Origin of the sequence: Dactylosporangium sp. NPDC050588, assembly GCF_040654975.1 — a bacterium.
Lineage (GTDB): Bacteria > Actinomycetota > Actinomycetes > Mycobacteriales > Micromonosporaceae > Dactylosporangium > Dactylosporangium maewongense.
Window position 1 is genome coordinate 20,598 of sequence record NZ_JBFAJA010000007.1, and the last position, 26,331, is coordinate 46,928.

At 72.8% G+C, this 26,331-nt stretch carries 33 protein-coding genes; 17 read left to right on the forward strand and 16 right to left on the reverse strand.

Annotated elements, in window-relative coordinates:
• Positions 1-7: 7 nt before the first annotated feature.
• Positions 8-1,243: an MFS transporter gene (locus AB0I21_RS06030; protein ID WP_360559309.1), complete on the reverse strand. Its 1,236-nt coding sequence runs from the start codon at positions 1,241-1,243 to the stop codon at positions 8-10.
• A gap of 75 nt (positions 1,244-1,318) precedes the next feature.
• Here AB0I21_RS06030 and AB0I21_RS06035 point away from each other — a divergent pair, with 75 nt between their 5' ends.
• Complete coding sequence (locus AB0I21_RS06035; protein WP_360559310.1) at positions 1,319-1,861, forward strand: MarR family transcriptional regulator; 543 nt, start codon at positions 1,319-1,321, stop codon at positions 1,859-1,861.
• Here the strand turns inward: AB0I21_RS06035 and AB0I21_RS06040 are convergent.
• The 4 genes from AB0I21_RS06040 to AB0I21_RS06055 form a co-directional block, all read right to left on the reverse strand.
• Entirely contained in the window at positions 1,821-2,525 is a 705-nt protein-coding gene (locus AB0I21_RS06040) for an aquaporin (RefSeq protein ID WP_360559311.1), read from the reverse strand. The genes AB0I21_RS06035 and AB0I21_RS06040 overlap by 41 nt on opposite strands.
• 217 nt (positions 2,526-2,742) lie before the next feature.
• A complete protein-coding gene (locus tag AB0I21_RS06045) occupies positions 2,743-3,369 on the reverse strand; it encodes a TOPRIM nucleotidyl transferase/hydrolase domain-containing protein (RefSeq protein ID WP_360559312.1) in 627 nt (208 codons plus the stop codon).
• A gap of 59 nt (positions 3,370-3,428) precedes the next feature.
• Entirely contained in the window at positions 3,429-3,587 is a 159-nt protein-coding gene (locus AB0I21_RS06050; protein ID WP_360559313.1) for a hypothetical protein, read from the reverse strand.
• 121 nt (positions 3,588-3,708) lie between these two features.
• Positions 3,709-4,263 carry a hypothetical protein gene (locus AB0I21_RS06055; protein ID WP_360559314.1) on the reverse strand — a complete coding sequence of 185 codons (555 nt, stop codon included), beginning with the start codon at positions 4,261-4,263 and terminating at the stop codon, positions 3,709-3,711.
• Between the two features lie 91 nt (positions 4,264-4,354).
• Here AB0I21_RS06055 and AB0I21_RS06060 point away from each other — a divergent pair, with 91 nt between their 5' ends.
• Positions 4,355-4,486, forward strand: coding sequence for a hypothetical protein (locus AB0I21_RS06060; protein WP_360559315.1), 132 nt, complete (start codon positions 4,355-4,357; stop codon positions 4,484-4,486).
• A 3-nt stretch (positions 4,487-4,489) separates the two neighbouring features.
• On the opposite strand, the gene AB0I21_RS06065 is transcribed toward AB0I21_RS06060, so the two are convergent.
• Positions 4,490-5,452, reverse strand: coding sequence for an aldo/keto reductase (locus tag AB0I21_RS06065; RefSeq protein WP_360559316.1), 963 nt, complete (start codon positions 5,450-5,452; stop codon positions 4,490-4,492).
• Between the two features lie 59 nt (positions 5,453-5,511).
• Here AB0I21_RS06065 and AB0I21_RS06070 point away from each other — a divergent pair, with 59 nt between their 5' ends.
• From AB0I21_RS06070 to AB0I21_RS06080, 3 genes are all read left to right on the forward strand, one after another.
• Complete coding sequence (locus AB0I21_RS06070; protein WP_360559317.1) at positions 5,512-5,943, forward strand: hypothetical protein; 432 nt, start codon at positions 5,512-5,514, stop codon at positions 5,941-5,943.
• A gap of 166 nt (positions 5,944-6,109) precedes the next feature.
• Positions 6,110-6,730, forward strand: a complete 621-nt coding sequence (locus AB0I21_RS06075; protein WP_360559318.1) for a class I SAM-dependent methyltransferase — start codon at positions 6,110-6,112, stop codon at positions 6,728-6,730.
• A 30-nt stretch (positions 6,731-6,760) separates the two neighbouring features.
• Positions 6,761-7,363 (forward strand): hypothetical protein, encoded by a 603-nt coding sequence (locus AB0I21_RS06080; RefSeq protein WP_360559319.1) that lies wholly within the window; start codon positions 6,761-6,763, stop codon positions 7,361-7,363.
• 41 nt (positions 7,364-7,404) lie between these two features.
• On the opposite strand, the gene AB0I21_RS06085 is transcribed toward AB0I21_RS06080, so the two are convergent.
• Positions 7,405-8,136: a hypothetical protein gene (locus tag AB0I21_RS06085; protein ID WP_360559320.1), complete on the reverse strand. Its 732-nt coding sequence runs from the start codon at positions 8,134-8,136 to the stop codon at positions 7,405-7,407.
• A 108-nt stretch (positions 8,137-8,244) separates the two neighbouring features.
• On the opposite strand from AB0I21_RS06085, the gene AB0I21_RS06090 reads away from it, so the two are divergent.
• Complete coding sequence (locus AB0I21_RS06090; protein ID WP_360559321.1) at positions 8,245-8,853, forward strand: DUF2716 domain-containing protein; 609 nt, start codon at positions 8,245-8,247, stop codon at positions 8,851-8,853.
• On the opposite strand, the gene AB0I21_RS06095 is transcribed toward AB0I21_RS06090, so the two are convergent.
• Complete coding sequence (locus AB0I21_RS06095) at positions 8,790-9,332, reverse strand: sigma factor (RefSeq protein ID WP_360559322.1); 543 nt, start codon at positions 9,330-9,332, stop codon at positions 8,790-8,792. The genes AB0I21_RS06090 and AB0I21_RS06095 overlap by 64 nt on opposite strands.
• Before the next feature lie 148 nt (positions 9,333-9,480).
• Between AB0I21_RS06095 and AB0I21_RS06100 the strand changes: the two genes are divergently transcribed.
• Both AB0I21_RS06100 and AB0I21_RS06105 read left to right on the forward strand, forming a co-directional pair.
• Positions 9,481-10,395: an NAD(P)-dependent oxidoreductase gene (locus tag AB0I21_RS06100; RefSeq protein ID WP_360559323.1), complete on the forward strand. Its 915-nt coding sequence runs from the start codon at positions 9,481-9,483 to the stop codon at positions 10,393-10,395.
• Positions 10,392-11,339 carry an RNA polymerase sigma-70 factor gene (locus tag AB0I21_RS06105; protein WP_360559324.1) on the forward strand — a complete coding sequence of 316 codons (948 nt, stop codon included), beginning with the start codon at positions 10,392-10,394 and terminating at the stop codon, positions 11,337-11,339. The genes AB0I21_RS06100 and AB0I21_RS06105 overlap by 4 nt, the downstream gene beginning before the upstream one ends.
• Here AB0I21_RS06105 and AB0I21_RS06110 read toward each other — a convergent pair.
• On the reverse strand, positions 11,336-11,887 hold the full coding sequence (locus tag AB0I21_RS06110; RefSeq protein ID WP_360559325.1) for a TetR/AcrR family transcriptional regulator: 552 nt from the start codon (positions 11,885-11,887) through the stop codon (positions 11,336-11,338). The genes AB0I21_RS06105 and AB0I21_RS06110 overlap by 4 nt on opposite strands.
• Positions 11,888-11,957: 70 nt before the next feature.
• On the opposite strand from AB0I21_RS06110, the gene AB0I21_RS06115 reads away from it, so the two are divergent.
• Complete coding sequence (locus AB0I21_RS06115; protein ID WP_360559326.1) at positions 11,958-12,914, forward strand: alpha/beta hydrolase; 957 nt, start codon at positions 11,958-11,960, stop codon at positions 12,912-12,914.
• 28 nt (positions 12,915-12,942) lie between these two features.
• Here the strand turns inward: AB0I21_RS06115 and AB0I21_RS06120 are convergent, their stop codons facing one another.
• Positions 12,943-13,470: an RICIN domain-containing protein gene (locus AB0I21_RS06120; RefSeq protein ID WP_360559327.1), complete on the reverse strand. Its 528-nt coding sequence runs from the start codon at positions 13,468-13,470 to the stop codon at positions 12,943-12,945.
• Between the two features lie 131 nt (positions 13,471-13,601).
• Between AB0I21_RS06120 and AB0I21_RS06125 the strand changes: the two genes are divergently transcribed.
• Positions 13,602-14,114 carry a macro domain-containing protein gene (locus AB0I21_RS06125; protein ID WP_360559328.1) on the forward strand — a complete coding sequence of 171 codons (513 nt, stop codon included), beginning with the start codon at positions 13,602-13,604 and terminating at the stop codon, positions 14,112-14,114.
• Entirely contained in the window at positions 14,111-14,875 is a 765-nt protein-coding gene (locus tag AB0I21_RS06130; RefSeq protein ID WP_360559329.1) for a nucleotidyltransferase domain-containing protein, read from the forward strand. Before AB0I21_RS06125 ends, AB0I21_RS06130 begins: the two co-directional genes overlap by 4 nt.
• Here the strand turns inward: AB0I21_RS06130 and AB0I21_RS06135 are convergent.
• Positions 14,851-15,789 carry a DUF2332 domain-containing protein gene (locus AB0I21_RS06135; RefSeq protein ID WP_360559330.1) on the reverse strand — a complete coding sequence of 313 codons (939 nt, stop codon included), beginning with the start codon at positions 15,787-15,789 and terminating at the stop codon, positions 14,851-14,853. The genes AB0I21_RS06130 and AB0I21_RS06135 overlap by 25 nt on opposite strands.
• A 38-nt stretch (positions 15,790-15,827) precedes the next feature.
• On the opposite strand from AB0I21_RS06135, the gene AB0I21_RS06140 reads away from it, so the two are divergent.
• The 3 genes from AB0I21_RS06140 to AB0I21_RS06150 are packed head-to-tail and all read left to right on the forward strand — an operon-like array spanning position 15,828 to position 17,533.
• Positions 15,828-16,196, forward strand: coding sequence for a hypothetical protein (locus tag AB0I21_RS06140; RefSeq protein WP_360559331.1), 369 nt, complete (start codon positions 15,828-15,830; stop codon positions 16,194-16,196).
• A complete protein-coding gene (locus AB0I21_RS06145) occupies positions 16,193-16,945 on the forward strand; it encodes a hypothetical protein (RefSeq protein ID WP_360559332.1) in 753 nt (250 codons plus the stop codon). The genes AB0I21_RS06140 and AB0I21_RS06145 overlap by 4 nt, the downstream gene beginning before the upstream one ends.
• A 9-nt stretch (positions 16,946-16,954) precedes the next feature.
• On the forward strand, positions 16,955-17,533 hold the full coding sequence (locus tag AB0I21_RS06150; protein WP_360559333.1) for a suppressor of fused domain protein: 579 nt from the start codon (positions 16,955-16,957) through the stop codon (positions 17,531-17,533).
• A gap of 63 nt (positions 17,534-17,596) precedes the next feature.
• Here the strand turns inward: AB0I21_RS06150 and AB0I21_RS06155 are convergent, their stop codons facing one another.
• Complete coding sequence (locus AB0I21_RS06155) at positions 17,597-18,280, reverse strand: hypothetical protein (protein WP_360559334.1); 684 nt, start codon at positions 18,278-18,280, stop codon at positions 17,597-17,599.
• A gap of 154 nt (positions 18,281-18,434) precedes the next feature.
• Here AB0I21_RS06155 and AB0I21_RS06160 point away from each other — a divergent pair, with 154 nt between their 5' ends.
• Positions 18,435-19,580 (forward strand): histidine kinase, encoded by a 1,146-nt coding sequence (locus AB0I21_RS06160; RefSeq protein ID WP_360559335.1) that lies wholly within the window; start codon positions 18,435-18,437, stop codon positions 19,578-19,580.
• On the forward strand, positions 19,577-20,251 hold the full coding sequence (locus AB0I21_RS06165) for a response regulator transcription factor (protein ID WP_360559336.1): 675 nt from the start codon (positions 19,577-19,579) through the stop codon (positions 20,249-20,251). Before AB0I21_RS06160 ends, AB0I21_RS06165 begins: the two co-directional genes overlap by 4 nt.
• Before the next feature lie 491 nt (positions 20,252-20,742).
• Here the strand turns inward: AB0I21_RS06165 and AB0I21_RS06170 are convergent, their stop codons facing one another.
• Entirely contained in the window at positions 20,743-21,423 is a 681-nt protein-coding gene (locus AB0I21_RS06170) for a DUF4304 domain-containing protein (RefSeq protein ID WP_360559337.1), read from the reverse strand.
• A 233-nt stretch (positions 21,424-21,656) separates the two neighbouring features.
• Here AB0I21_RS06170 and AB0I21_RS06175 point away from each other — a divergent pair, with 233 nt between their 5' ends.
• Positions 21,657-22,265 (forward strand): hypothetical protein, encoded by a 609-nt coding sequence (locus AB0I21_RS06175; protein ID WP_360559338.1) that lies wholly within the window; start codon positions 21,657-21,659, stop codon positions 22,263-22,265.
• Positions 22,266-22,275: 10 nt separating this feature from the next.
• Here the strand turns inward: AB0I21_RS06175 and AB0I21_RS06180 are convergent, their stop codons facing one another.
• Genes AB0I21_RS06180 through AB0I21_RS06190 form a run of 3 tightly spaced genes read right to left on the reverse strand, consistent with a single transcriptional unit; the run spans position 22,276 to position 26,286 of the window.
• Positions 22,276-23,505, reverse strand: a complete 1,230-nt coding sequence (locus AB0I21_RS06180) for an FAD-dependent oxidoreductase (RefSeq protein ID WP_360559339.1) — start codon at positions 23,503-23,505, stop codon at positions 22,276-22,278.
• Positions 23,498-24,886, reverse strand: a complete 1,389-nt coding sequence (locus AB0I21_RS06185; RefSeq protein ID WP_360559340.1) for an NAD(P)/FAD-dependent oxidoreductase — start codon at positions 24,884-24,886, stop codon at positions 23,498-23,500. The genes AB0I21_RS06180 and AB0I21_RS06185 overlap by 8 nt, the downstream gene beginning before the upstream one ends.
• Positions 24,883-26,286 (reverse strand): FGGY family carbohydrate kinase, encoded by a 1,404-nt coding sequence (locus AB0I21_RS06190; RefSeq protein ID WP_360559459.1) that lies wholly within the window; start codon positions 26,284-26,286, stop codon positions 24,883-24,885. Before AB0I21_RS06190 ends, AB0I21_RS06185 begins: the two co-directional genes overlap by 4 nt.
• Positions 26,287-26,331 lie beyond the last annotated feature (45 nt).

Genomic DNA, 26,331 nt, shown 5'->3' on the forward strand with positions numbered 1-26,331 from the left:
GATGCTCTCAGTTTTCCGTTTGCCGTCGCAGGTGTCGTACCGACGACGGCGCCAACGACAGGAGCACGGTGACGGTCATGACGGCCGACGCGACCAGCAGCCAGGTGCGCTCGCCGGCCGCCGCCGCGACGGGTCCGGTGAGCGCCAGGCCGAGCGGGCGCATCACGAATGAGCCGACCTGGTCGAAGGCGAACACCCTGGCGAGCTTGTCGGGGGCGACCTGCTGCTGGATGGCCAGGTCCCAGTTGACGCTGAACACCTCCAGGCCGAGCCCGTGCAGGAACGCGCCCGCCATCACCACCGGCAGCGGCACCGGTAGCGCCATGGCGAGCGGGAAGCAGGCGGTCAGCGCGAGGAACGCGGTGCCGGCGAGCAGCATGCGGCGCGGCCGGTACCGCAGGGTGACGACGCCGCCGACCATGAAGCCGGCCATCAGCGCGGCGAGGGCCCAGCCCCAGGCGGCGTCGCCGAACCGGTGGGTCATCAGGACCGGCCCGAGGACGCCCTGCACGCCGCCGTAGACCAGGTGGTAGATCAGCGCCTGGACCAGCAGCGTCCACAGCCACGTGTGCCGGAGGATCTCGCGGGCGCCGCCGGCCAGGTCGTCGAGCATCGAGCGGGCCTCGGCCTTGTCCTGCCCCGTCACCCGCATGGCGGTGAAGCAGACCGCGGCGGCGGCGAACGTCGCGGCGTCCACGGCGATCGCCCAGCCCGGCCCGAACAGCCCGACGAGCAGGCCGGCGAGGCTGAAGCCGAGGATCATCGCCGTGTTCTGCGACAGGCGCAGCACCGACACGGCGGTCGGCAGCGCCGCGGCGGGCACGGTCTGCGGGACGACGGCGCGGGAGCTCGGGCCGGCGATCGCGGCGAGGCCGCCGTTGAGGGCGCTCATGACGGCCAGCATCGGCACGGTCGCCGCGCCGGTCGCCAGGCTCACCGCGACGGCGGCCTGCGACAGGCACGAGAGCGTGGCGGCGACCTGCATGAGCAGCGCGCGGGAGAACCGGTCGCCGAGCACCCCGGCGAACAGGGTGGTGACCACGTCGACCAGCGCGTACGCCGCCACGACCAGGCCCAGCTCGGTCGCCGACCCGCCGAGGTGCAGCACCGCCAGGGCCATCGCCACGGGGGTGATCGCCGACCCGAGCCCGATCAGCGTCCGCCCGGTGAGCAGCCACCGGAACGGCACCGAGTCCCACGGTCTCGTCGGGTTCTTCGCCTGCCTGTCGAGGACGTCCAGCATGCCCTCGAAGGTATTTCGCTAGCGAATTATTTGTCAACGAACTATTCGCCAGCGAACGAATGCTACGATGCGGGGATGGGGCAGGACTTCGCCGACCGTCACGTCGCCCGCTGGCGCGACCACTGGATCGACATCCCGTTCGACGACGCGATCGAGGCCGCCACCGTGCGCCTGGCCCGGATCTCCCGCCACTTCCGCGACACCATCCAGACCGCCGCGGCGGAGGTGGGGCTGCAGCAGTTCGAGTACGAGACGCTGCACCACCTGATGGTCCGCGACACCCCCGGCCACGCCTCACCGCGCGCGCTCGCCGACGACCTGGGCGTCTCCCCGGCGGGCATGACCGGCCGCCTCGACACCCTGGAGAAGGCCGGCTACATCAAGCGGACCCCCAGCCCCACCGACCGCCGCAGCGTCGACATCGAGGCCACCACCGCCGGCGTCGCCATCTGGCGCCGCGCGATGATGCTCCGCGGCCGCGCCGAGGAGGAGCTCCTCGGCGCCCTCTCCGAACGCGAGCTCGCCACCCTCAACCGCCTGCTGAAGAAGCTCACCACCGCGACGGAGACCTCCGTGCTTACGGTCCGGCCTGCTGATCGGACGCCGGGGCCGTCGTGAGCTCCTCCTCCGGCACGGGCCTGGCCGGCAGCTCGTCGGGGTTCAGGGCGAGGAACACGGCGCCGGCCACGGCACCGGCGAGCAGCTGGACGACGATGTACAGCACGGCCGTGTACCACGTGAGCAGGCCCATCAGCCAGACGCCGACGGTGACCGCCGGGTTGAACGCGGCACCGGAGATCCGGCCGACGGCGATGGCGCCCGCGGCGACCGTGAAGCCGATCGCCAGGCCGTAGAAGGAGTTGTTCGGGTTCGTCTTGCTTGTGGCCACGTTGAGCATGACGTACACCAGCGCGAAGGTGAACAGCACTTCGACCAGCAGCGCCGTGAACAGCTCCCGGCCGGACAGCTGCAGCGAAGCGACGTTGCGCGGATTCACCACCCACCGGGTCACGACGGCACCCACCACCGCCGCGACAGCCTGCGCGACCCAGTAGGCGATCGCGTCGGGCAGCGCCAGCTTGCGCCGGACGAGGACACCGGTGGTCACCGACGGGTTGTAGTGCCCACCGGAGACGTGGCCACCCGCGTAGACCATGACCATGAGCACCGCGCCGATGGCCAGCGGAGCGAGCGGCGTCCCGGTCAACACACTCGTGCCGACCGTGAACACCAGGAAGAACGTCCCGATGATCTCCGTGATGTAGGCGGCGTGCTTGTGCATGACTGCCCTCCTCGGCACAGACGGGTCTCGCTCCGGTGCCGCGACCCAGACCGCCAGGCAGCCGGAGCGTGCTCACCTCCTGCCCCCACCCGCCTCAGTTAGGCCAGCCGGCGCTCACGAAACGCGACGAACGGACCAGCGTCGAGAACCGGGTGTCCTGGTGCATGCACGGCAACCCGGTCGACAATCAGATGGCGGGCTGGGCGGATGCCTGGCGTCACGGGTGGGCGTTGGTGAGGACGGCGTCGAGGGGGTGGGGGACGCGGTCGAGGTCGACCGTCTCGACGAGCAGGCCGGCGTAGCGCAGTTTGCGACGGGAGCCGCTGGCGAAGAACCGGCGCAGCTGCGCCTCGGGCGGGCGGTCGCGCCAGACCGGCTGGTGCTGCATGGTGCGGAACGGGCCGAGGTCGCCGTGCTCGTCCAGGAGGGCCTCGATCGCCGGTACGCCGATCGCGCGGATCAGCTCGTCCTCCAGATCGGCGACGCACACGTGGAACCCCAGCGCCGCCATCTCCGCACGCGTCGCCGGGGTGCCGATCCCCGCCCGGGCGAGGCCGCGCCGGAAGACGTGCTCCTCGCCGGCGTCGCACAGGCCCGCCAGTCGTACACCCTGCGGACCGAACGTTGCCAGGAACCTCGGGACCGCGTGCGCGCCGCCGGCCGGCAGCACCACGACCCGCTCGGCGTCGAGGTCCCGGCCCCGGCGCCTGGCCAGGGCCTCGAGGGCGATCTGATCGCTGAGCCCCTCCACCAGCAGGATCGCCGCGGCGCCCGCGACCCTCGCCAGCGCCCGGGCGGTCGCCGCCACGCCGGCCTCAGGGCCGCTCAGCTCCGCGTCGTCCACCTGGTCGATGCAACGCCCGCGACCGCGGTCCGCGCCACCGATTTTCCGGCGGCGCGCGGTCAGCCCGGCCAGCCGGGCAGGGTCGGCAGGATGCGCTCGGCGATCTGGGTGGCGCGGGCCTCGTCGCCCGAGTCGTGCGACTCGCGGATGATCGCGATCTCGGCGGTGCCGCCGGGGTCGGTGGGGTCCCAGGCGACCAGCAGCGACGCGTTCTTCATCCCAGCGGCCCGTCATGACGCCGCCCGCATAGACGGCGATCGCCACGGTGATGACGGCCGGCGGGATCCAGCCGAGGAGGGCGCTGCGTCGCATGGCCGGTGAGCCTACTGGACGGTAACCTCAGTCGATCAGGCGGTTGATGATCTCGTCCGGGTCGGCGTCCTCGGCGTCCTCGGCGTCCGCTCGGACGTCGATCTCCCAGCCGCGGACCTCGGCTCTCGCACCGGGCGCCAGGAACTCCGAACCGCCCGGCGTCAGCTGCAGCACGACGCTGTCGTCGCGCCAGTCGGTCGTCACCGTGACGACGCCGCGGTCGCCGTCCGCCATGCACGCCGCCATCCCGCGCAGCACCGTGCACGCCCACAGCAGCGTCGGCAGCCGGAAGTCGGCCCGCGACTCGAACTCGACGACGAGCGCGGCGGTGGCTTCGTCGTACCGCAGCAGCAACCCGTCCTGGACGAGGTCGAGCAGCACGTCGGCATGGTCGCCGTCGAGCCACGAGTCGCACTCGGCGATCGCGGCGGGCAGCTCGTCCCGGTCCTCCTGCCCGCCGATGACACCGGCCCACTCCGCCGGCGACCAGGCCGACGCCGGCTCGACCGGCGCGTTCAGGTACGCCCGCAGCCGGGAACGTTCGATCCTGACCGCCGCCGTCACGCAGACTGACTCTGACACGGCGACACTGTAGACCGTTTGGAGATGCCCGTGCGCAACCCCGCGGCCGACGTCGCGGGTGTTCCGCACGACGTTCGCCGGAGGCGCGTGGGTGATGCTCCGCGAGGACCCGGACTTCCATCAGCGGTTCGTCGCCACCGTCACCCCCGACCGCGTCGCCGGGCACTGGGACGCGTCCGACGACGGCGGCGTCACGTGGCGCAAGGACTTCGACCTGCTGTAGCGTTCATTGGCCGGCGTACGGGTCGGCCCAGTCGAACCGGTCGGCGGCGTCGAGACGGGCCAGCTGGTCGGCGCTGAGCGCGAGCGCGACGCCGTCGAGCGCCGAGTCGAGCTGGTCGACCTTGCTGCCGCCCAGCATCGGCCGGAGCCCGTGGCTGAGCAGCCACGCCAGCACCACCTGACCGCGCGCGGCCCCGGTCTCGGCGGCCACCGCGTCCAGGGCGGCGATCCTCGCGGTGTTGCCCGGGTGGTCGTACACGTCGGGGATCGGCTTCATCGGGTTGTCATACGCACCGGACAGCAGCGGCGTGTACGCCCACACGTCCATGCCGTGCTCCTTGGCGTAGTCCGCCTGCTCGTCGCTGAGCACCCCGAAACGGTGCACGACCCCCGGCGGCAGCGTGCCGGGCCGCGGCCGCAGATAGGTCGCGTTGAGCTGCAGCGCGTCGAACGGCTTCCCGCCGGTCGCTGTCGCGTGCGCGCGACCGCGCTCCACCAGCCACGCCGGGTGGTTGGAGACCCCGAACCGGTCCGCGGCCAGGCCCTGCAGCGCGTCGACGGTGTCCTCGACCCGCACCGACCGGTCCTCCTGGTGCAGCCACAGCAGGTCGACCCGATCCACGCCGAGCCGCTCCAGGCTCCCGTCGAACGCCTTGCGCACCGCGGCCGGCGACAGCCCCGCCCGCCGCTGCGGCCACGACCCGGGCTCGACCGGCTCGGCGCCGAGCTTCGTCGCGATCCGTACCGTGGTGCCGGGCCGCGCCTTCAACCACCGCCCGATGACCCGCTCACTGTCCCCGCCGTGCCCGCTCTCACTGGCCCAGAACGCGTAGCAGTCCGCCGTGTCGACCCACACCCCACCCCGCTCGACGAACCGGTCAAGCAGCGCGAACGACGTCCGCTCGTCGATCGTCGTCCCGAACATCATCGCCCCGAGCACCAGCGGCACCTGCGTCACATCGTCCATACCGCCGACCCTGACACCTGGAGCGCGCTCCAGGTCAAGCCACGTGCGATCATGCCGCCGTGGGCTTCTTCGGTGGTTTCCTGTACGGCGGCCAGTCCTGGACCGAGGCCGACCGCTCCGCCGCGCGGGCACTGACCGGCCCGTGGCTGCACGTCGACATCCACGACAGCGACTTCGCGGCGCTCACGTACCGCCCCGCGGGCCCGGGTACTGGCGTCGCATTCCTCGGCTACACCCCCGGCGTGTACTTCGGCATGCCCGACGCCGGCCCACCCACCGACGCTCCCCGCGAGGCCGCCGGCCTGGCCGCCTGGTGGGCCGGCCTGAACCCGTCCGCCCCGTCCACCGACCGCGACACCATGGCCGCCACCCTGCTGCCGTACCTCGCCACCGACGAACCCCAGGACGCCGACGACGACAGTTCTCCGTTCGTCGAGGACAAGGTGGACGACTTCCTCACCGCCCTGGGCCTGCCCTCGTTCCGCGGCTGACCCCGCGATGGCAACCCTGGCATCCAGGACGGCGACGCCCTCGTTGCGGAGACCCGCGCGGCCCTGACCCCCGGCCAGCGCACCGTCTTCGACGGTGCCTACCCCGAGCGCGCCTGACCGCGTTCCGGGTCGTGCAGTAGCGTCGGGCGGCGTGGAGCCGGACTGGGTGAGGGACACGCGGGCGTCGTACGACACGGTCGCGGTCAGCTACGGGGAGATGCTGAAGGACGCGTTGGACGGGCAGCCCGTGGTGCGGCACGTGCTGGCGATGTTCGCGGAGCTGGTGCTGAACGCCGGAGGCGGGCCCGTCGTCGATGTCGGCTGCGGTACCGGCCGAGTCACCGCCCACCTGCGAACACTGGGCCTCGACGCGCAGGGTGTGGACCTGTCCCCGGGCATGGTCGAGGTCGCGCGGCGGGACCATCCTGCGGTCAGGTTCGACGTGGGCTCGATGACGGGCCTGGACCTCGCCGACGGTTCGGTGCAGGGCATCCTCGCCTGGTTCTCGATCATCCACGTGCCTGACGACGCGGTCCAGCAGGCGTTCGGCGAGTTCCGGCGGGTGCTGCGGGCCGGCGGGGTGGTGCTCGTCGGCTTCTACGTCGGCGACACCACGAAGCTGAAGACCGAAGGCTACGGCGGCCACCCGATGAAGGTGCACGTCCACCGCCGCCCGATCGAGCGGGTCGCCGGCTGGCTGACCGAAGCGGGCCTGCGCACCGACGTCGAACTGCTGCACCACCTGGACGACACCGTCACCGGCGGCATGCTCATCGCACACACCTGACGGCGCCGGCGATGATCTACGCTGATCCTCGTGGGCGTGGCGGAGGGTGGTCGGATCCTCGCAGTTCGCGTCAGCTTGTTGATGGGGCCGCTGGTCCTCATGTTCGGCGTCGCCGCGCTCGCCGGCATCGTCGGCCTGACCACCGCGCGTGCGGAAGCTGTGTTCCTGGTCGGGACCATCGGCATCGTCGTGCCGATCGCCGTCCTGGCCGGGCGATGGGCCGCCCCGATGCTGGTCGTGGCCGCCCTGGTTGCCGGCTTCCTGGCGTCGGCCGTGCTGTTCACGTCCGTCCCGACGATGGTGCTCTCCGTGCGGGGGCGTCCGACGACAGCGGTGGTTGCGACAAGCACTGACGTCACGGTGCACACCAGATCAGGCACCAGCCACGAGTGGCGGTATCAGCTCGTCGACACGGCCGGCCGGCCGATCCCCGGCCGCCTGGTCGCGACCGGACCGTACTGGCAGCCCGGCGACCAGGTCGACGTGCTGGTCGATCCCAATGGGCGGATCGATCCGCACGAGGCCGGCGAAGCCGACGAGTGGCCATCATCGGCCGTCATCGCCGGGTCGTTGATCGCTATCACGGCAGGCTTGGCGGTGCTGGCCGCCAGGCGAGGCAGGCGTCCCTCGTAGACAACCGGCCGGCCTGATCGAACCCACCGCGGCAGGATCGCTCAGCGGCGGCGGAAGAAGCTGCGCTTCGGCTGCACGAGGTTCTTGATGAGTGCGTGGATCGTGTCGAACGTGAGCACGGTCGGGTTCCGGTCGGTTGATGCGAGCAGGCCAAGGCAGCGCAGCACGAACTCGCGGGGGCCCCGCTGGTCGGCGGTGAAGACGGGACCGCCCGCGAAGCCGGCGGGCAGCGTGCCTCGCCAGCGCACGACGCCGTCAGGGTCGCGGGCGATCGTGGAGGTGGCGATCGCCAGGGGTCGTGCCTCGCCGGGCTCGCCCAGCTCCCGGGTGACGTGGCCCAGGGCGTACGCCCCGCGCGGCTGCGCATCGACGGCGCGGACGTGCTCGGCCTTGGCGGCGGCGCCGTCGGTGATCTGCGTGGTCGCCCAGGACCAGCCCTTCCTCGCCGCGTGTTCGTGGAGGAACGACGTGCTGGTCACCGCCACACCGGAGCGCCGCGCCCACATCTGCTCGAAGTCGGGCACGACAAGTTCGTCCGACGCCGCGCCGGTGGGCTCGACCAGTTCGGGCCGCAGCCGCACCTCGCCGAGCTTGGTGCGCGTCAACCGGTCGGCGGTCAGCCACCATTCGCGGACCTGTTCGCCGTCGGGCGTGGAAGCCACCAGCTCGTTGTAGAAGAACGCCGTCCCCGGGCTCGTGCGCGACCCCACCGGGAGGGTGCTCGCGCTCCAGTGCTCCAGGACCAGGTCGGCGAGTGGATCTTCGTCTGTCACGGCTGACATCTTGCCTGCCGCACGTCCGCGCTGGCGACCCCGAATTCCGCTGGTCGCGTCGGTGGGCGGCAGACTACGGTCATCGCTTGTCGCTGTCCGTAGACCGCTGTGGTCGAGCGCCTGCCTGAGGGGGCGAACGTCGTGGGCCCGCGTGCGGTAGTGAGGCTCAAGCAGGCGGAGTACGACCGCGTGTGGGATCGGTTCTCCAAGCGGTTCGGGTTCCGGCCGGGCATGGCACGCAGCACCTGGCCCGCGATCCGGGAGCCGGTCGAGTCGGTGACCTGGAGCCTCGACCGGTTGGATGACGATCCCGGCGACGTCCAGCTGGATGCGATGGTGGCCGCCGTGCACGCTGGGTTGCGGGAGTGCACGCCGCCGCGCGGCACGCTGCTGGTCCTGGACTGGCAGCACGAGTGCTTCCGGATCCGCCCGCACCGGGTCGCCGCCGGGGACGGATCGGTCTGGGTGCCGAGCGTGATGCCCGACGCGGACTACCACATCCACCTCGCCGAGAACTTCAGCTACGGCACCTTCGGGCATCCCTGGGAGCGCACGCTGTGCGTGATGGGTTCGCCGCTCCTCGACCGGGTCGGCGGGTCCGTGAAGGTGGAGCCCCCGTACACCGCGGCTGAAGCTGTGAAGCGGCTTCGCGGTCATGACGGGCGGAGTTGTTGTTCGATGCGGAGGAGCTTGTCGGCGTTGAGGTCGGTCTCGTAGCAGGTCGGTGCTGGGTCGGTGAAGAGTTCCGGGTACACGACGATCCGCCGCTCGCCGTCGAGGTTGGCCTCGATCGTGCCGATGACCAGGACCGTGCCGGGTGGGATGCGGTCGGGTTGGATGACGACGCTGTGCAGGGCGCCGGGGTGGGTGCGGCGGTCGGGGCTGTCGCGCAGCGGGGGCAGCCGGGCCAGCGCGGCCCGCCGCCGGCGGTTGGACCGCCACTGGTTGCGCACCAGGTTGTGCGCCACGCCGAGCAGCCACGGCAGCAGGCTGGCCTCGGTGAGCTCGGTCCGGCCGCGCGCCGCCCACACCTCCAGGAAGACCGCGGCGCTCAGGTCCTCGGCGAGCGCGGCGTCCCCGGTCCGCCAGAAGCAGAAGGTGTACACCTGCCGCGCTTGCCGCGTGTACAGGTCACCGAACGCGGCGGCGTCGCCGGCCCGCGCCCGGTCCCACAACAGTCGGTCGTCGTCATCCATCACCAATGTCGTGTCCGCCGCCGCCCTCCGCGTCCCGCTCCGGGATCACGGTCGCATAAACGCCGCCCGGCGACGGTGTCACAGGGCGTCGGCCTGTCTCGTCCCAGTGTGAGGAGTACAGAGGAAACGGGACGAGGAGGACGGCGTCATGCGAGTGTTCGTGGCAGGCGGGACCGGGGTCATGGGGCGGCGGCTGGTGCCGCTGCTGGTGGCGCGCGGGCATCAGGTGACCGCGACGACCACGACCGCGGCGAAGATCGGGCTGCTGGAAGGGCTCGGCGCGAAGGGGGTCGTGATGGACGGGCTCGACGGGGCGGCCGTCGGCGAGGCGGTGGCGGCGGCCGCGCCGGACGCGATCGTGCACCAGATGACCGCGCTGTCGTCCGGGCACTCCGGCAAGCCCAACCCGCGGCGACCCGACCGGTTCTTCGCGCTCACCAACCGGCTGCGCAGCGAGGGCATCGACCACCTGCTCGCCGCGGCCGAGGCCGTCGGCGGCGCGCACATCGTGGCGCAGGGGCACGCGAGCATGAACGGCGGGCGCGACGGCGGGTGGGTGAAGACCGAGGACGACCCGCTCGTGGTCGTGGAGGGGACCAAGGCGATCAACCACCTCGAGTCGGCGGTCGTCGCGGCCGGCGGCGCGGTCCTGCGCTACGGCGGCTTCTACGGCGCCGGCTCCCACGACGACCAGGTCAACCTGGTCCGCAAGCGGCTCGTGCCGATCGTCGGGCGTGGCACCGGCCACTTCTCGTGGGTGCACGTCGACGACGCCGCGGCCGCCACCGTCCTCGCCGTCGAGCGGCGGGCGCACGGGATCTTCAACATCGTCGACGACGAGCCGGCCCCGGTCGCGGTGTGGCTGCCGTACCTGGCGGAGTGCGTCGGGGCCAAGCCGCCGCGGCGGGTGCCGGTGTGGCTGGCGAAGCTCGTCGCCGGGGACATGGCCGTCGGCGCGCTCGTGGAAGGCCGCGGCTTCTCCAACGCCAAGGCGAAGCGGGAGCTCGGCTGGAAGCTGCGGTACCCGTCGTGGCGGCAGGGTTTCAAGGAGGCGGTGGCATGACGAAGGTGGAGGAGTTCGAGGAGCTGCGGCCGCTGCTGTTCTCGATCGCGTATCGGATCCTCGGCAGCGTCGCCGAGGCGGAGGACGCGGTCCAGGAGACCTGGCTGCGCTACGAGCAGACGGGCACCCGGCCCGCGTCGGCGAAGGCGTTCCTGTCGGCGGTGGTCACGCGGATCTCGATCGACGTGCTGCGCTCCGCGCGGGTGCGGCGGGAGGCGTACGTGGGGGAGTGGTTCCCCGAGCCGCTGCTCGCCGACCCGTACGACGACCCGGAACGCTCCGCCGAGCTCGCCGACTCCGTGTCGATGGCGGCGTTGCTGCTGCTGGAGCGCCTGACGCCGCTGGAACGGGCGGTGTTCGTGCTGCGGGAGGTGTTCGGGTTCGGCTTCGGCGAGGTCGCCGCCGCCGTCGGTCGGTCGGAGGCGGCGTGCCGGCAGCTCACCGTGCGGGCCCGCCGCCACATGGACGTCGGACGGCCCCGGTTCGAGGCGGACCGCCGCGAACGCGACGAGCTCGCCGCCCGGTTCTTCGACGCCCTCCACGACGGCGACGTCGACGCCCTGCGCGAGCTGCTCTCCGCCGACGTGCAGATGGTCGGCGACGGTGGCGGCAAGGCACCGGCCCTCGCCAACACGATCTTCGGCGCGGACAAGGTGGCGCGCCTGCTCGCCGCGTACTTCCCGGCGGTGTTCCGCGCCGACCTGGGCGTCGAGCAGTGCGAGATCAACGGCCAGCCCGGCGCCGTCTTCCGCGACGGGAACGGCAACGTCGCCGGCACCGTGTCGCTGGACGTGCTCGACGGCCGGATCCAGACGATCCGCTCGGTGGTCAACCCCGACAAGCTCGCCCACCTGGGCCCGGTCGCGGACGGCTGGGCCCTCGCCCGCGAGGTGAAACGGGCCCGGGCGGCAGGGGTGGAGCAGGCGCTCGACGAGGGCCGTTAGCCCAGCGCGCGCAGGACCATGTCGACCAGGGCGTCGACGTCGGTGGTGGTCATCGGCTCGCCGGTCATGCCCATGCGGTGCAGCAGGGTGCCGACGACGACGTCGATGAAGAACAGGACGCGGTGCTCCGGCTCGTCGAGGGCGTCCTGGAGCACCAGCCGGTACGGGTCCTGCAGCTGGGTGGACAGCACCTGCCGCAGCGCGGGGTCGTTGACGGCGTCGGTGAACACGCCCGCGAAGGCGGCGCCGATGCCCGGCTCGCCGATCTTCGCGGCGATCCAGCGGATGGCGTTGGCGAGGAGGGCGGACCGGTCGGCGCCGGTCAGGGGCACCGGGCCGAACGCGTCGACGAGGCAGGCGGTGATCAGCGCGCCCTTGGACGGCCAGCGGCGGTAGACGGTGGTCTTCGCGATGCCCGCGGCGGCGGCGATCCGGTCGACGGTCGCGTGCGCGTAGCCCAGCTCGTGGACCGTGCGCAGCGTCGCGGCGAAGACGGCGGCGTCGACGCCGGTGCGGGGGCGGCCGGGCGGTCTGGTGGAAGCGGGCATGGCCAAACCATACCCAGTTGTGCTACTCCTAGTATCGATACTTCAAGTAGCGTAATTGGAGGGGCGTGCCATGAGAGCACCGCTGGGCATCCGGGTGTTGCAGACGCTGCGCAAGGAGCCGGACTGGCTGGCGATGCCGGCCGAGGACCTGGACGCGTTCCGGACCGCGGAGAACCGGCGGCGGTCCGCGCCGCTGATCCGGGTCGTCACCGGCTTCCCCGCCCGCGGCGTGACGATCCACTGGCACGAGCTGCCGCTGCCCGGCAGGTCGCTGCGGATCCGCGTGTACCGGCCGGCGAACGAGGACGCCGGGAACCCGCTGCCGGTCGTGCTCCACGTGCACGGCGGCGGGTTCGTCGGCACCGCCGTCCAGAGCGACTGGATCAACAGCCACCTGGCCGCGCGGCTGCCCGCGGTCGTCGTGTCGGTCGAGCACCGCCTCGTCGCCGCCGGGGTCCCGTTCGAGGCCGCCGTCGCCGACGGGTGGGACGCGCTACGCCACGTCCTGGACCACCCGGCCGCGCTCGGCGTCGATCCCGCCCGCGCCGCCGTCTTCGGCGAGAGCGCCGGCGGGCTCGTGGCCGCCCTCGCCGCGATCCGGGCCCGCGACGCCGGCCTCGCCCTGCGGGCGCAGGTCCTGGTCAACCCGTGCGTCGACCTCACCGAGACCGCCCTGGACTACCCGTCGATGACCGAGCATGCCGACAGCCCCACGCTGACCGTGCCGCAGTTGCGGCTGTTCCGCCGGCTGGCCGTGCCCGAAGGCACCGACGCCAGGGATGTGTCGCCGCTGTACGCTGGAAGCCTCGCCGGCCTGCCCCCGGCACTCGTGGTCGTGCCGACCCTGGATCCCGTGGCGGACCAGGGCCGCGCGTACACCCGCCGCCTCCGCGAACAGGGCACCCCGGCGCAGCTCACCGAGCACGCCGGCGCGCCGCACGCGTTCCTCAGCATGCCGGGCGTCGTCCCGCACGCCAGGGCCGCCCGTGCCGAGATCACCGGCTTCCTCCACGGCCGCCTGACCTGACCGCCGTGGAGGAAGCCGGGGCCTCACCTCACGCCCACTTCTGGAACATCTGCTTGGTGTTGTTGCGCGCGTTGTTGGCCAGGACGAACCCGACACCGTCCGCGTCCACCCCGGTCTCGACCGCGAGCGCCAGGCCGGAGAGGTCGTTGGTGATGCGCCAGATCTGCAGCCCGTTGTCGCGGATCAGGACCCACTTCTGGCTCGTCGTCTGGTCGCACGGGTTCTGCACCACCGGCGTCCCGGCCGTCGACCCGAGGCCACCCAGCGTGTCGAGGCATTGGTTGCTGTACCGGTTCTGGATGGTGTACCTGTCGTTGCCGAGCGGCGTGAACTTCCACTGCCCGTTGTAAGCCATGTTCCCGTACTCCGCCGTCACGACCTGCAGGTCGTTCGTGGTGTACGGCGCCGGCACGGCGGCCACCTTGTCGGTGGCGAAGCTGCTGAGGCGTTCCCACTCCCCGTCGGCCGCACGGGCCGGCGCCGACACCGCCACCACGCCACCGGCGGCGAGGGTCACGGCGAACAGCAGTCGCATGCTCTTGCTGACGATCGTCATCGCTGACTTCCTTCCGTCATGCCCGCCTGCGGTGGCGGGTCATGACGGCCACTGTCGGCCGCCGACCTTCGCCGAACCTTCGGCAATCCTTGCGCCGGCCCTTGCCCGGCCCGGCGGGATGGCATCATGCGGTGGTGGAGATCGAGGTGGTGCTCGGGGACATCGTCGACGAACAGGTGGACGCGATCGTGACCGCGGCCAACGAGTCGCTGCTCGGCGGTGGCGGCGTCGACTGGGCCGTGCACCAGGCAGCCGGGCCGCGGCTGGCGGAGGCGGGTGCGGCGATCGCCCCGTGCGACCCGGGCGACGCGAAGGCCACGCCGGCGTTCGCGCTCGACCCGCCCGTGCGGTACGTCATCCACACCGTCGGACCGGTCTGGGACGGCGGCGCGTACGACGAGCCCGCCATCCTCGCCTCTTGCTACCGCCGCTGCCTGGCGGTGGCCGACGAGCTCGGGGTCCGCAGTATCGCCTTCCCCGCCATCGCCACCGGCGTCTACGGCTTCCCGCCCGCCGCCGCGGCCAGGATCGCGGCCGACACGCTGCGCACCACCCGCACGTCGGTCGAGCGCGTGCGCCTGGTCGCGTTCGACGAGGAGGCCATGGACCTCCTGACCGCCGCCCTCGCCCGGGAGCCGTCGTGACGCTCGAGGTGCCCGCCTGGGCGGGGGAGGCCGCCCGCGGCCTGGCGCGGCCGCTGGTGTTCGCGACCGTCAGTGGGGCGCATCTGTACGGGTTCGCGTCCGTCGACTCCGACCTCGACCTGCGCGGCGCGCACCTGCTCGCCGCGGAGGAGGTCGTCGGGCTGCGGACCGGGCCGCAGACCCTGCAGCACGCCGGGGTCCGCGACGGCGTGGAGCTGGACGTCGTCAGCCACGACCTGCTGAAGTTCGCGAAGATGCTCACCGGCCGCAACGGCTACGTCCTGGAGCAGCTGCTGTCGCCGCTGGTGGTCGTGACGACCCCGGTGCACGCCGCGCTCAAGGCGCTCGCGCCGGGCCTGGTCACCCGGCACCACGCGCACCACTACCTCGGCTTCGCCGCCACCCAGGAGCGGCTGCACGCGAGGACCGGCGAGCTCAAGCCCGCGCTGTACACGCTGCGGGTGCTGCTGACCGGCATCCACCTCATGCGCACCGGCGAGGTCGAGGCGGACCTGGGCGTGCTCGGCGCTGATCTGCGCTATGTGCCGGACCTGATCGCCGCGAAGCGCGAGGCCGAGCACGGGCCGCTGCCCGACGGCGCCGCCGCGCACCTGGCCGCGGACGTCCCGCGCCTGCGCGCCGAGCTGGAGGCCGCCCGCGACGCCTCACACCTGCCGGACCGCCCTGACCCGGCGGCCGTCGACGCGCTGCACGACCTGGTGGTGCGGACCCGGCTTCAGCCGAACCAGGTCATCGCCTGACCGTGCGCCCTGGTCCACGCGAGGGGTCGCCCGTCGAGGGCCAGCACGTTGTGCAGCGTGTCGTCCGGTTCGTCCGGGATCCGCCCGTACGGCAGGACGTCCGCGCCCTCCACGGCGATCCAGTGGCCGGGCAGCCGCCGTACCACATCCGCGAACGCCAACCGGCGGGCCGACGGCACCTGGTAGAGCACCGAGGTGTGGAAGACGACGAGGGTCGCGCCGCCGGGCGCCCGCGCCGCCAGGCCCGGCAGGTCGTCGACGAGGTCACCGCGGCGCAGGACGGGTGGGTCGGCGGCGGCGACGGCGGCCGCGGCGCGCAACCGGTCGCGGCGGTGCTGGTGCTCCGGCCAGATCAGCGCCTCCAGCCAGGCGACGTCGGCCGGGTCGGTGACGTCGAGCGGGTTCAGGTCGATGCCGGCCCGCCACACCACCTCCGGCAGCCGCTGCGGTGGTGCCGTGCCGGTGAGCGCGCAGTCGAGCACCGGACCGTCCTCGCCGATGATGTCGCCGCCGTTGTACCGGTAGCGGTACCGGTCCGGGTAGAGCCCCGGACCCGCGGACGCCCCCACCTCGAGCAGCGCCAGGGGCTGCGGCAGCGCGGCGAGGACCGGCAGCAGCAGCGCGCACCGCCCCGCCTCGTTCGTCTGCGTGGCCCGCCGCCGCAGCTCGGTCTGCACCGCGGCCCAGTTCGCGACCGTGAAGTCGTGGAACGCCCCCGGATCCTCGACCGGCCCGCCGAGCAGCCGCACCACGCCGAGCAGCAGGTTCGGCTGCCGCTTCGGCTCCGGCACCGTCTCCAGCAGCGCCACGACCTCGGCGTCCCGCGCGATGGCGAGGCACAGCCGCTCGTACACCGGCGACACACCCTGCGCTTCCCGCTGTGCGAATTCGGTGAACCTCGATGCAGTGCTCACCGGGTGATCGTCGCACGACTCTGTGGCACGATCGGGTCGTGGATGACGTGTCGCGGGGACCTGTGCTGGTGATCGGGCTCGACCCCGAACGGATCCCCGGCTGGGACCCTGAGCCGGTCGTCGCGGCGATCGCCCGCGGCCAGGCCCACTTCGCCGAGCACGGCATCGAGGCCGACCTGTGCCTCCTCGCCCCCGACGAGGACCCCGCCACCGCGATGACCGAGGCCCTGACCGCCAAGCCCTACACCTGCGTCGTGGTCGGCGGCGGCATCCGCAAGCACGAGCCCCTCCTGCTCCTCTTCGAGCAGGCCGTCAACCTGGTCCGCCGGCACGCCCCGGCGGCGGCGATCGCCTTCAACAGCACCCCCGAGGACACCGCCGAAGCCGCCCTCCGCTGGCTTCGGTGACCACCTGCTGGTTCCGCCCGCTCGGCGATCCGGGCGAGCACCGGGACGTGCACCCGGACGACCTCGCGGCCGTCTACGACTCCCCGGAGGCGGCCTTCCGCTGCGACACCGCCACGGCCGCGGTGATCGTGTTCCTCGTCGGCGACGCCCACTGCCTGGTCATGCTGCGCTCGGGTGGGACCGACGAGTTCCTGGTCGAGCCGGGCAACGACGACACGTCGGTGTCCCTGTCCGGCGTGCGGACGGCCGTGCCCGCCGGCGCCGTCGTGCCCCGCCGGCGCGGCCTCGAGGCCCTTCAGGGCATCGACGACCCGGAGCGGCTACGCGCCGCGCACTCCTGGCGGGCGGTGCCATGCTGGCTGCACGACCCGCTGCACGAGCGGCTCGGCGACGTCGTCGAAGCCCTGATCGACCGTGCCTACGCCGCCCCACCGGACGCGCCCGCCGCCCTGCTCCATGTCAAACACCTCATGCTGTTCCACAACGAGGCACAGGCCAACGGCTTCTCGGCAGAGTTGGCAGCGGACGCCGCCCTCGGCGCGGACCACCTCGACCTGCCCGACCTCGCCGCCGTCATCCGCGAGATCCACGCGGACGAGGACATCGACTGGCGACGGCTCCACGAGAGGTACCAGGCCTGTTCAGGCCCGTTCGGCGACGACGCCGGGCTGATCCGGGCCGCGGTGGCGCGCCGGTTCGACGCCTTCCCGGGCGAGTTCGGCGCCGACGACCGCACGCCCCACCCGTAGGCTGCTGGCGTGGTCGAGCTCCCGCCGTGTGACGACGTGTGCGGTGCGCTGGAGGAGCACGTCCGGCGGTTCTTCAGCCCCCGTCGCGTCGAGGTGCTGACGTGGGAGGCGGGGCCGATCCGGGCCGCGAACCCGCACTTCCGGGTGCTGCGGGTCGCGCCCGCTGAGCCCGGCGGGCTGTGGGAGTACGTGTCGACGGGCGGCTGGGCGGCCACCGCCGAGCGTGATGACGGCCTGGAGTTCGTCCTCAGCACGCCGGTCGCGACGCCGTGGGCGGTCGAGCTGCTCGCGATGATGGTGTACTACCACCGCGGTGGCCAGCTCGGCCTCGGCCACACGGTCCCGATCGGGGAGCCGTGGCTGCCCGGCTCCCGCTGCGACCACCTGCTGGTCTCCCTGCCCTACCCGTTCGGCCCGGAACTGGAGCTGTGCCACGTCGGCGACCGTCACGTCGAGTTCCTGTGGCTGGTGCCCATCACCGAGGCGGAGCGCGACTTCAAGGTCGCGCACGGTCAGGAGGAGCTCGAACAGCGCTTCGAGGCGGCGGGCCTCCAGTACTGGGACGTGAATCGCGGCTCGGTCGTCTGATCCGGCACCGCCGGGGCACGGTCCGCTCCTGGCCGGCGCATCACCGGCCAGGAGCGGGGACCGTCACCGATCGTCGCGCAGCCAGCGCCAGGCGACCACGCCCACCCAGACCTCGAACGCGAGGGTGCTCACCGCGAGCAGCGGGAACATCGCCCCCGCCAGCAGGGTCGCGCTGCCGGCGAGGCTGAGCACGACGATGACGACGCCCGCGCGGACCAGCCACGGGTTCCTGCCCCCGGCCCGCAGCGCGAGCGCGATGGCCCCCACGAAGAACACCCGGGCGAACACCGAGAACGCCAGCCCGAACGGCGCGACCGAGTCCCAGCCCGCGAGGATCCGCAGGTCCGCCCCGGCGGAGGCGGTCTCGAGGGCCACGTCGTGCAGCATCCCGCCCAGCGGCCAGATCAGCGCCAGCAGCGCGCCGGCCGCGACCGCGACGGTGGCGAGGGCCCCGCTGCCGTCGGCCCGCCGCAGCCGCACGTGCACCGCCCCGAGGAACCCGAGCAGCAGCGTGCCCGCGGCCATGAAGGCGAAGTTGCCGATGCGGTACAGCTGCGCGGCGTCGAACACGCTCTGCCCGCGCTCCAGCGCGGGGTCGGCCGGCGAGCCACCGTGCGGGAGGACGAACACCGTCATCGCCACCATCACGAGCAACTGGCAGACGGTGAAGGCGATCCCGAAGCGGGTGCTGGCGCGGGTCATGTCGGCCGCCGGCGCCTGTGGACGGCCGGTTTCGGTCAAGGTCATGGTGGTTCCTCAAAGTTCGTCGGAAGGGTCCGCGAGGTGCGGATGCCGCCACGGTACGAACGGCGCCGGCCGACCCGCATCGACCCACGGGCTGCTCCGACGATCAGCCCGTGGGATGAGGCCCGCGCCGCTGGTCATGGCTTACGCTCGCCGCGTGAACCCCAGGCTGGACCGGCTGCACGTGACCCGGCTGGACGTCGTCCTGACCGCCGTGCTGACGGTCGCCGGGCTCGTCCAGGCGCTGGTGCTGCCGTTCGCCGCGCCGGGGGTCGGCGAGCTGTTCGTCGTCGGGTCGACGCTGCCGCTCGCGTGGCGCCGCCGGCACCCGGTCGAGGCGGCCGCGGTGTCCAGCGCGTTCTGGCTCATCACGATGGACGGGTTCCCGCTGCTGGGCTTCGTCACGGTGCTGCTGCAGTTCTACGCCCTCGGCGCCTACGGCGCGCCCCGCGCGGCGGTGTGGGCGGTGTCGGTGTGGGCGTGCGTGACGGGCGTCGTCGGCACGCTGCTCGGCCCGGAGGTGCCGACGGCGGCGATCGGCTCGGTCCTCGTCGTCGTCGCGCCGGTCCTCGCCGGGCGCGTCGTGCGCCGGCAGCGGCAGCAGCACCAGGCGCTGCTGGACCTGGCACGCGAGCTGGAGGCGGAGAAGCGCAAGGTGCAGGAGGCCGCGGTCAGCGAGGAGCGGGCCCGGGTCGCCCGCGAGCTGCACGACGTCCTCGGCCACGAGCTGACGCTGATCGCCGTGCAGGCGGAGGCGGCGTCGGCGGCGCTGCGGCTCGCCCCCGACCGGGCCACCGCGCCGGTCGAGGCGATCCGCGAGACCGCGCACCGGACGCTGCGGGAGATCCGTGCCGCGTTGGACGTCGTGGCGCCGCCCACCGACCCCACCGACGCGACCCCCGCCGGCCTCACCGACCTCGCCCGCCGCGCCCGGGACGCGGGGATCGCCAACTCGCTCACCGTCACCGGCACGCCGTGGGCCGGTCACACGTCGGTGTGGCTCGCGGTCCACCGGATCGTCCGCGAGTGCCTGACCAACGCCGGCCGGCACGCACCCGGCACACCCGTGACGGTCGACGTGCACTGGACCCGGGACACGGTCACGGTCACCGCGGTGAACGCCGCCGGCGCCGGCGCGCAGGCCCGCGCCGTCGATGACAGCCGGACCGGCGACCGGGAGGGCCGTGGCCTCGCCGGCATGCGGCACCGGGCCGAGCTGCTCGGCGGCACGTTCGCGGCGACCAAGGGTGACGGGCGCTTCGAGGTGCACGTGACGCTGCCGCAACCGGGAGCGGCCGCATGACCAGCGTCGTCATCGCCGACGACCAGGTGCTGGTGCGGCACGGGCTGCGGCTCATCCTGGAGCTGGCCGGGTTCGAGGTGGTCGCGGAGGCGGCCGACGGCGCCGAGGCGGTCGCCGCGGTGGCCGCGCACGGGCCCGACGTGGTGCTCATGGACCTGCGGATGCCGGTGATGGACGGCGTCGAGGCGACCCGGCGGATCGTCGAGGACACCGCGGGACGCACGCGGGTGCTGGCGCTGACCACGTTCGACACCGACCAGCACGTCCTCGACGCCCTGCGGGCCGGTGCGGCCGGCTTCCTGCTCAAGGACGTCACGTCCGACGGTCTCAGCGACGCGATCCGCCACGCCGTGGCCGGCGAGCCCGTCCTCGCGCCGAGCGTCCTGACCCGCGTCCTGGACCACTTCGCCGCCCGGCAGCCGTCGCTTTCGTCGCCGCCGCCCGGCCTGCGCGACCTCAGCGAACGCGAGCTGGAGGTCCTCGGCCGCATCGGCGCCGGCCTGTCCAACGCGGAGATCGCCGCCGACCTCGTCATCAGCATGGCGACGGTGAAGACCCACGTCCGCCACATCCTCGCCAAGCTCGACGTCCGAGACCGCGCACAGGCCATCGTCGTCGCCCACGACGCCGGCCTCCGCCACGACCCGACCCGCTCCGCCCGCGGCGCGTGACACAGACGCGAGGAGCTCGTCAATCCGAGCCACTCCGGCGAAGGCCCAGCCGGCGAGCGTGATCACGCTCAGCCGCGTCGCGGACAGTGATCCGCCGTCGAACCCGTGCCGGTGATGACCGCTGCGGCCCCGGGGAACAGATCGACCATGCCGTTGGAGTAGTCAGGGTGCTCCGGGGAGGGGGGACGTCCTCGGCGATCCGGTAGCGACTGTCACTGGTGTGCACAGGGCTGCTGGTCACCATGGTGCGCACTCCTTCACGGACCGAGCCTACGCTGCCGGCAGGGGGTGCTGACCATGACGCGACCGCCAGCCGTCGTGGCCGTTCTGAAAATCCTGGAGAACCCTGATGCTGAGGTGGCCTGCCCCCGGTGCGGCGCCGGTCACCTCACCGTCGCCATGGTCGAGAGTTCACATGAGGAGCGAGTTTCCTGCACAAACTGCGATTTCGAGTCATGGGTTCGTCTCACCCCACCGAGCGACGGTTCTGTTTAGCCGAACATTTCCCGAGCCGAGGAGGTCGGCCGAGCCTGCCCCGTTACCCGCCGAGAGCCAGCCGCCTGCTGACGGAGCCAGGCTGCCTGTTCCGCATCACGTGGACTACGTGAAGGGCGATCGAAATCATCGAGGACCCCCTGCAACCGGGGATTCATTCCCTTGCCCGCCAGCACGTAGGCCAGGGCGAGGTCCTTCCGCTTCGTCACCCACCATCCCCGTGCCCCACCATCAAGGAAGTCGGCCAGGCCGCCGGGATCCAGGAGCGCCTGCAGCTCGGGAACTGCGACCTGCTCGAGCCGTTCGCCCAGGACCAGGCCGCAGTCATCCCCACCATCGGTGCCCCGGATGACCCAGCCATCCCGGAGTCGAGACTTCACCGGCGGATCCAAACGACGCCGCAGCAGGCCATGCCGCTCGACCGGATTGGTGGGCCGTTTCTGCGAAGAGTCGTCGATCAAGTACTGCCACCACGCGGCTGGCAGTACCGCCAGATTGACATAGAAGTTGACTTCGTCGCCGTCGTTGTACGACGACTTCTGCAGATTGACGACCGCAATATCCCCGGCAGGCGACCTCCGCCGCCAAGTCGGAGCCGGTCCTCTGAATCCGGCCTCCCGCAGTGGCGGACCCACGTGCATCTTGACCATGGCCCCGAAGGCTTCCTTGGCTGTCACAAGGACATCAGAACATGGCGAAACGGAACGGCGATCATGATCGTTCACGCAGATCGAGCCAGCGCCCCGTTCTCGCGAACGAGACCAGCCGGCGGCCGGTTGGGTGTCAACGGCCTGGCGGCGCTGGCTGGCGGTGGGGTTGTCACGCAGCGGACGGGGGCGGCGCGCAAAGGCGACACGGGGGCCGTGATCAGGTAACTACGATCACTGGCTCTGAGCGTCGGAGGCGTTGAATGACCGTGCAAGAGCAGACATCGACACTGGCCAGTGGTGTTGAGTGGGGCCGCAGGTTGGGGGTGGCGGTCCTGGCCGGTGGCGTCGCCGGGCTGGTCGCCGGGGGTGTCGGCGGGCGGCTGATCATGCTCGCGCTGGCCCGGATGAACCATCCGCGGGCGACCGGGGTGCTGAGCGACGACGGCTTCGTCATGGGCCAGTTCACCCTCGCGGGCACCGTCAACCTCCTGCTGGTCTGCACCGTCATCGGCGCGATCGGCGGGCTGGTCTGGGTTGCCGTCCGGGGTCTGCGCTTCGGTCCGGTGTGGTGGCGGCGGGTCAGCGTGCCGCTCGGAGCGACGCTCGTCATCGGGTCGATGATGGTCCACAGTGACGGTGTCGACTTCACGCTGCTCGACCCGCCGCTCGTCGCCGTGGCCCTGGTTCTCTGTATCCCGCTGCTCGCGACGATCCTCGTCACGTGGCTCGGCGACCGCTGGATCGGCAGCGACCAGACCGTCTGGCAGCGGATGCCGGCGGCGGTCGCCTGGATCGCCAGGGGCGCCTTGGCCGTGTTCGCCGGCTGGGCCCTGGTCGACATCGCCACCAAGGTCGGTCAGATCCTCTAACGGGAGCGCGTCAGGAGGCGAGCGAGATGGTCACGGGGCCGCCGGTGGGGTCGGCGGCCGTGACGAGGCTGAACGGGACGCGGAAGACGCGGCCCGGGGCGGCGGGCCAGGGGAGGCGCGCGGCGCCGATGCGGTGGCCGTCCTGGGTGGCGAGGACGTGGGGGAAGCGCCGGTAGGTGTCGGTCCACAGCTGGAGGCGGCCGCGGACCGGGGGCGGGCCGGTCGGGTGGAACCGCTGCGGTGCGACCCAGCGCAGCGGGGGCTCGCAGGTCAGGGCGACGGGTCGTACATCAGCGGCGGCACCGGCGAGGAAGGCCAGGACGGCGGGGGTGACGTGGCGGCCGTCGAGGGCTGCCAGGTCGGCGGTGTCGACGGGGTGCAGGAGGTTGCCGGCCGCGAACACGCCCGGGACGCTCGTCGCGAGGGTGGTGTCGACGCGCGGGCCGTGGGTGCCGGGGTCGAGGGCGAGGCCGCCGGTGCGGGCGAGCTCGTGCTCGGGGATCCAGTCGCCGGTGAGGACGACGGTGTCGCACGGGATCCGGTGGCGGCGGCCGGTGCGCAGGTCCTCGATGTCGACGGACTCGACGCGGCCGTGGCCGTTGACGGCGGTGACGCGGGTGCGGGTCAGGACGGGGACGCCGAACGCGAGCCGGCCCGGCATCCGCAGCGTCGCGTGCGGCGACTCGGTGGTCATGAGCGCGGGGCGGCAGCCGGCGTGGCGCAGGGTGAGGGCGGCGGACCAGCTGACGAGGTCGGCGCCGACGATGACCGCCCGGGTGCCGACGTCGCGCCGGTACAGGTGGACGAGCTGCTGGAGCTGGCCGGTGGTGTACACGCCGTCGGGGCGGTCGCCGGGGATGTGCCTGGCTGGTCTCGGGCGTTCGCGGGCGCCGGTGGCGAGGACGACCGCGTCGGCGGTGATGACGCGCCGGCCGCGGGGGGAGGTGACCTCGAGGGAGCCGTCACCGGTCCAGCCGGTGACGGTCGCCTCGGTCTCCAGCCGGGCGCCGGCCGACAAGGCGGCGGCGGTGAGGCGGCGGGCGTAGGCGGGGCCGGAGACGAAGCGGTGAAGGTCGCGGATGCCGTACCCGAGGTGGGCGCTGTGCCTGGGGATGCCACCGGTCGCGGCCTCCCGCTCCAGGACGAGAACCCCGTCGCCGAGCCGCCCGGCGAGGGCCGCGGCGGCGGTGAGCCCGGCCGGGCCGCCGCCGACGATCGCGACCCTGACGTGCTCACGCATGCCCACCACCGGTGCCTCCGAGCGTCTCGACCAGGTCGCGGAGCTGGGCGCCGCAGTAGAAGCCCTGGCAGCGGCCGTTCATCGCCCGTGTACGGCGGCGCAGGCCGTTGAGATCCGCCGGCGGGATCGGAGACGTGTACGCGTCGCGGATCTCGCCCATCGTGACCCGCTCGCAGAAGCACACGACGCGCCCGTACTGCGGGTCGGCGGCGATCGTGGCCGCGTCCTGGTACGGGCGGGGGAACGCCTCACCGAGGTTCGGCATGCGCGGCGGGTCCGGCAGGTCGGCGCGAGGTGTCACGTCCAGGTGGCCGGACAGCAGTTCGCCGACGTGCTCGGCGATCGCCATCCCGGCGGTGAGGCCGGTGGAGCGGATGCCGCCGACGAGGACGTACCGGCGCGCGGGGTCGACGTCGATCAGGTAGTCGTCGCGGTCGATCGCGGCGCGCAGGCCGGCGTACGTGGCGGTGACCTCCTCGTCGAGGAGGCGCGGCAGCAGCGCGCGGCCCTTGTCGAGCAGGAAGTCGAGGCCCGCGGGCGAGGTGCCGGTCGCGGTGCGGTCGTCGAGGTCCTCCGCCGTCGGGCCGAGCATGACGTTGCCGTAGACCGTCGGGCTGACCAGGACGCCCTTGCCCGCCTTGGACGGCACGGGCAGCACGATGCACGGCACCAGCGGCCGGGCCGCCTTGTCGAACACGAACAGCTCCCCGCGGCGCGGCGTCACGGTGAACCGTTCGTGGCCGAACAGCCGGTCGACGGTGTCCGCGCCGAGCCCGGCCGCGTTGACCACCCAGCGTGCGGTGACGTCGCCGCCCGTACACACGAGGCGAACGACATCAGGACCGCTGTCGACGGCCGTGACGCGGTGCCCGAGAAGGAGCGTCACGCCGCGGTTGACGGCGTCGGTCGCGAGGGCCAGGTTGGTCGTCCACGTGCAGGTGATCGACTCCCCGGGTACGGTCATACCGCCGAGAGCGCCCGTACCGAGGTCGGGGACGCTCGCGTAGATGTCGGCGGCGCTGACCAGCTCGCACTCGAGGTACCCGTTGCGCTCCGCCTTCGCCCGCAGTGCGGGTAGCGTCGCGAGCTGCTCGTCGTTCCACGCGACCAGCAGCGCGCCCGTACGTTCTACCGGGATGCCGGTGGCCTTCGCATAGTCGCCGAGCATGGTGTACCCGCGGGCGACGAGACGGGCCTCGAGCGTGCCCGGGGTGGCGTCGAACCCGGTGTGCAGGATCGCCGTGTTGGCCTTGCTGGTGCCGTCGCCGACGTCGTCGCGGGCCTCGACCAGCGCGACGGTGAGCGAGGTGCCGCCGAGCAGGCGGGCGATCGCCGCGCCGACGAGGCCGCCGCCGATGACCGCGACGTCATAGGTGGTCATCGCTGCTCGACCGCGGCGTGGAAGCGGGCCATGTGCTCGGCGGCCCGGTCCGGCGACCATCGCGGCTCGTAGAGCGCGGACGGCCGCCATCCGCCGGTCACGTCCGCCGCGGTCAGCGCCGGGTCGAGGGCGAGCGCGGCGCAGGCGGCGGCGCCGAGCGGGGTCGCGTGCGGCGACGGGTACACCTCGACCGGCAGCTGCGCGAGATCCGCCTGCGCCTGCATGAGGACCCGCGAGCGGGTGAGCCCGCCGTCGACCCGCAGCCGCGTCAGGGGCGTGCCGAGGTCGTCGCCGGCGAGCCGCGCGACCGCCGCGACCTGCGCGGCCACGCCCTCCAGGACGGCCCGGACGAGGTGGCCGCGGCTGGTGCTGAGCGTCATGCCCTTGAGCTGCGCGGTCGCGCCGGCGTCCCACCACGGCGCGGCGAGCCCGGCGAGCGCCGGCACGCACAGCACGCCGCCGTTGTCGTCGGCGGCGACGGTGTCGAGCTGGTCGGCGCCGTCGATGAGCCCGAGGTCGGCGAGCCAGCGCACCGCGGACGCGGCCGTGTACACCTGCCCGTCGAGGCAGTACTCCACCCGGTCGCGCAGCCGCCACGCGATCGACGCCGACAGCCCGTGCGCCGACCTTCTCGGTGCCGCGCCGAGCTGGGCGAGCATGAAAGCGCCCGTACCGTACGTGCACTTCGCCTCCCCGGCCCGCAGGCAGGCCTCGGCGAGCAGCGCCGCCTGCTGGTCGACGATGAGCCCGGTCACCGGCACCTCGCCGCCGAACGCCGTGGTCGTGCCGACGACCGCGTCGCTGGCCACGACCTCCGGCAGCGCCTCCCCGCCGAGGCCGAACACGTCGAGCAGCTCCCCGCTCCACGCGCCCGTGTCGAGGTCGAGCAGCAGCGACCGGCTGGCCGTGGACGCGTCCGTGACGAACGCGCCGCACAGCTGGTGCACCAGCCACGTGTCGGTGGTGGTGACGACACCGTCGGTGGTGAGGTGCTCGCGGATCCAGCGCATCTTCGGCGCGGAGAAGTACGGGTCGAGGACCAGCCCGGTCCGGGCGGCGACCGTCGTCTCGTGGGCCCGCCGCGCGTCACAGACCGCCTCCGCGCGCCGGTCCTGCCAGACGATCGCCGGCGTGAGCGGCGCGCCGGTCGCCCGGTCCCACGCGAGCACCGTCTCGCCCTGGTTGGCGAGCGCGACCGCGGTGATCCGGTGCCCCTCGGCGGCGCGCCGCCCGGCGGTGAGCACCGACTCCAGCAGCGCTCCCGGGTCCTGCTCGACCCCGCCGCCGCCGATGTACGAGGGCCGCAGCGGCTCCTCGGCGATCGCCAGCACAGTCCCGCGGCCGTCGGTGACCACGGCCTTGGTGCCCGACGTCCCCTGGTCGACCGCGAGAATGCGCATGGTCACGTATACCAGTTCTCGTTCGCTCCCTAAAGATGAACAACA

Bases quoted from the DNA above. Each gene is read 5' to 3' on its own strand.
- AB0I21_RS06030 (WP_360559309.1), bottom strand. From the start codon at position 1,243: ATGCTGGACGTCCTCGACAGGCAGGCGAAGAACCCGACGAGACCGTGG.
- AB0I21_RS06035 (WP_360559310.1), top strand. From the start codon at position 1,319: ATGGGGCAGGACTTCGCCGACCGTCACGTCGCCCGCTGGCGCGACCAC.
- AB0I21_RS06040 (WP_360559311.1), bottom strand. From the start codon at position 2,525: ATGCACAAGCACGCCGCCTACATCACGGAGATCATCGGGACGTTCTTC.
- AB0I21_RS06050 (WP_360559313.1), bottom strand. From the start codon at position 3,587: ATGAAGAACGCGTCGCTGCTGGTCGCCTGGGACCCCACCGACCCCGGC.
- AB0I21_RS06065 (WP_360559316.1), bottom strand. From the start codon at position 5,452: ATGGACGATGTGACGCAGGTGCCGCTGGTGCTCGGGGCGATGATGTTC.
- AB0I21_RS06095 (WP_360559322.1), bottom strand. From the start codon at position 9,332: ATGGATGACGACGACCGACTGTTGTGGGACCGGGCGCGGGCCGGCGAC.
- AB0I21_RS06100 (WP_360559323.1), top strand. From the start codon at position 9,481: ATGCGAGTGTTCGTGGCAGGCGGGACCGGGGTCATGGGGCGGCGGCTG.
- AB0I21_RS06105 (WP_360559324.1), top strand. From the start codon at position 10,392: ATGACGAAGGTGGAGGAGTTCGAGGAGCTGCGGCCGCTGCTGTTCTCG.
- AB0I21_RS06110 (WP_360559325.1), bottom strand. From the start codon at position 11,887: ATGCCCGCTTCCACCAGACCGCCCGGCCGCCCCCGCACCGGCGTCGAC.
- AB0I21_RS06115 (WP_360559326.1), top strand. From the start codon at position 11,958: ATGAGAGCACCGCTGGGCATCCGGGTGTTGCAGACGCTGCGCAAGGAG.
- AB0I21_RS06120 (WP_360559327.1), bottom strand. From the start codon at position 13,470: ATGACGATCGTCAGCAAGAGCATGCGACTGCTGTTCGCCGTGACCCTC.
- AB0I21_RS06155 (WP_360559334.1), bottom strand. From the start codon at position 18,280: ATGACCTTGACCGAAACCGGCCGTCCACAGGCGCCGGCGGCCGACATG.
- AB0I21_RS06165 (WP_360559336.1), top strand. From the start codon at position 19,577: ATGACCAGCGTCGTCATCGCCGACGACCAGGTGCTGGTGCGGCACGGG.
- AB0I21_RS06175 (WP_360559338.1), top strand. From the start codon at position 21,657: ATGACCGTGCAAGAGCAGACATCGACACTGGCCAGTGGTGTTGAGTGG.
- AB0I21_RS06180 (WP_360559339.1), bottom strand. From the start codon at position 23,505: ATGCGTGAGCACGTCAGGGTCGCGATCGTCGGCGGCGGCCCGGCCGGG.
- AB0I21_RS06185 (WP_360559340.1), bottom strand. From the start codon at position 24,886: ATGACCACCTATGACGTCGCGGTCATCGGCGGCGGCCTCGTCGGCGCG.
- AB0I21_RS06190 (WP_360559459.1), bottom strand. From the start codon at position 26,286: ATGCGCATTCTCGCGGTCGACCAGGGGACGTCGGGCACCAAGGCCGTG.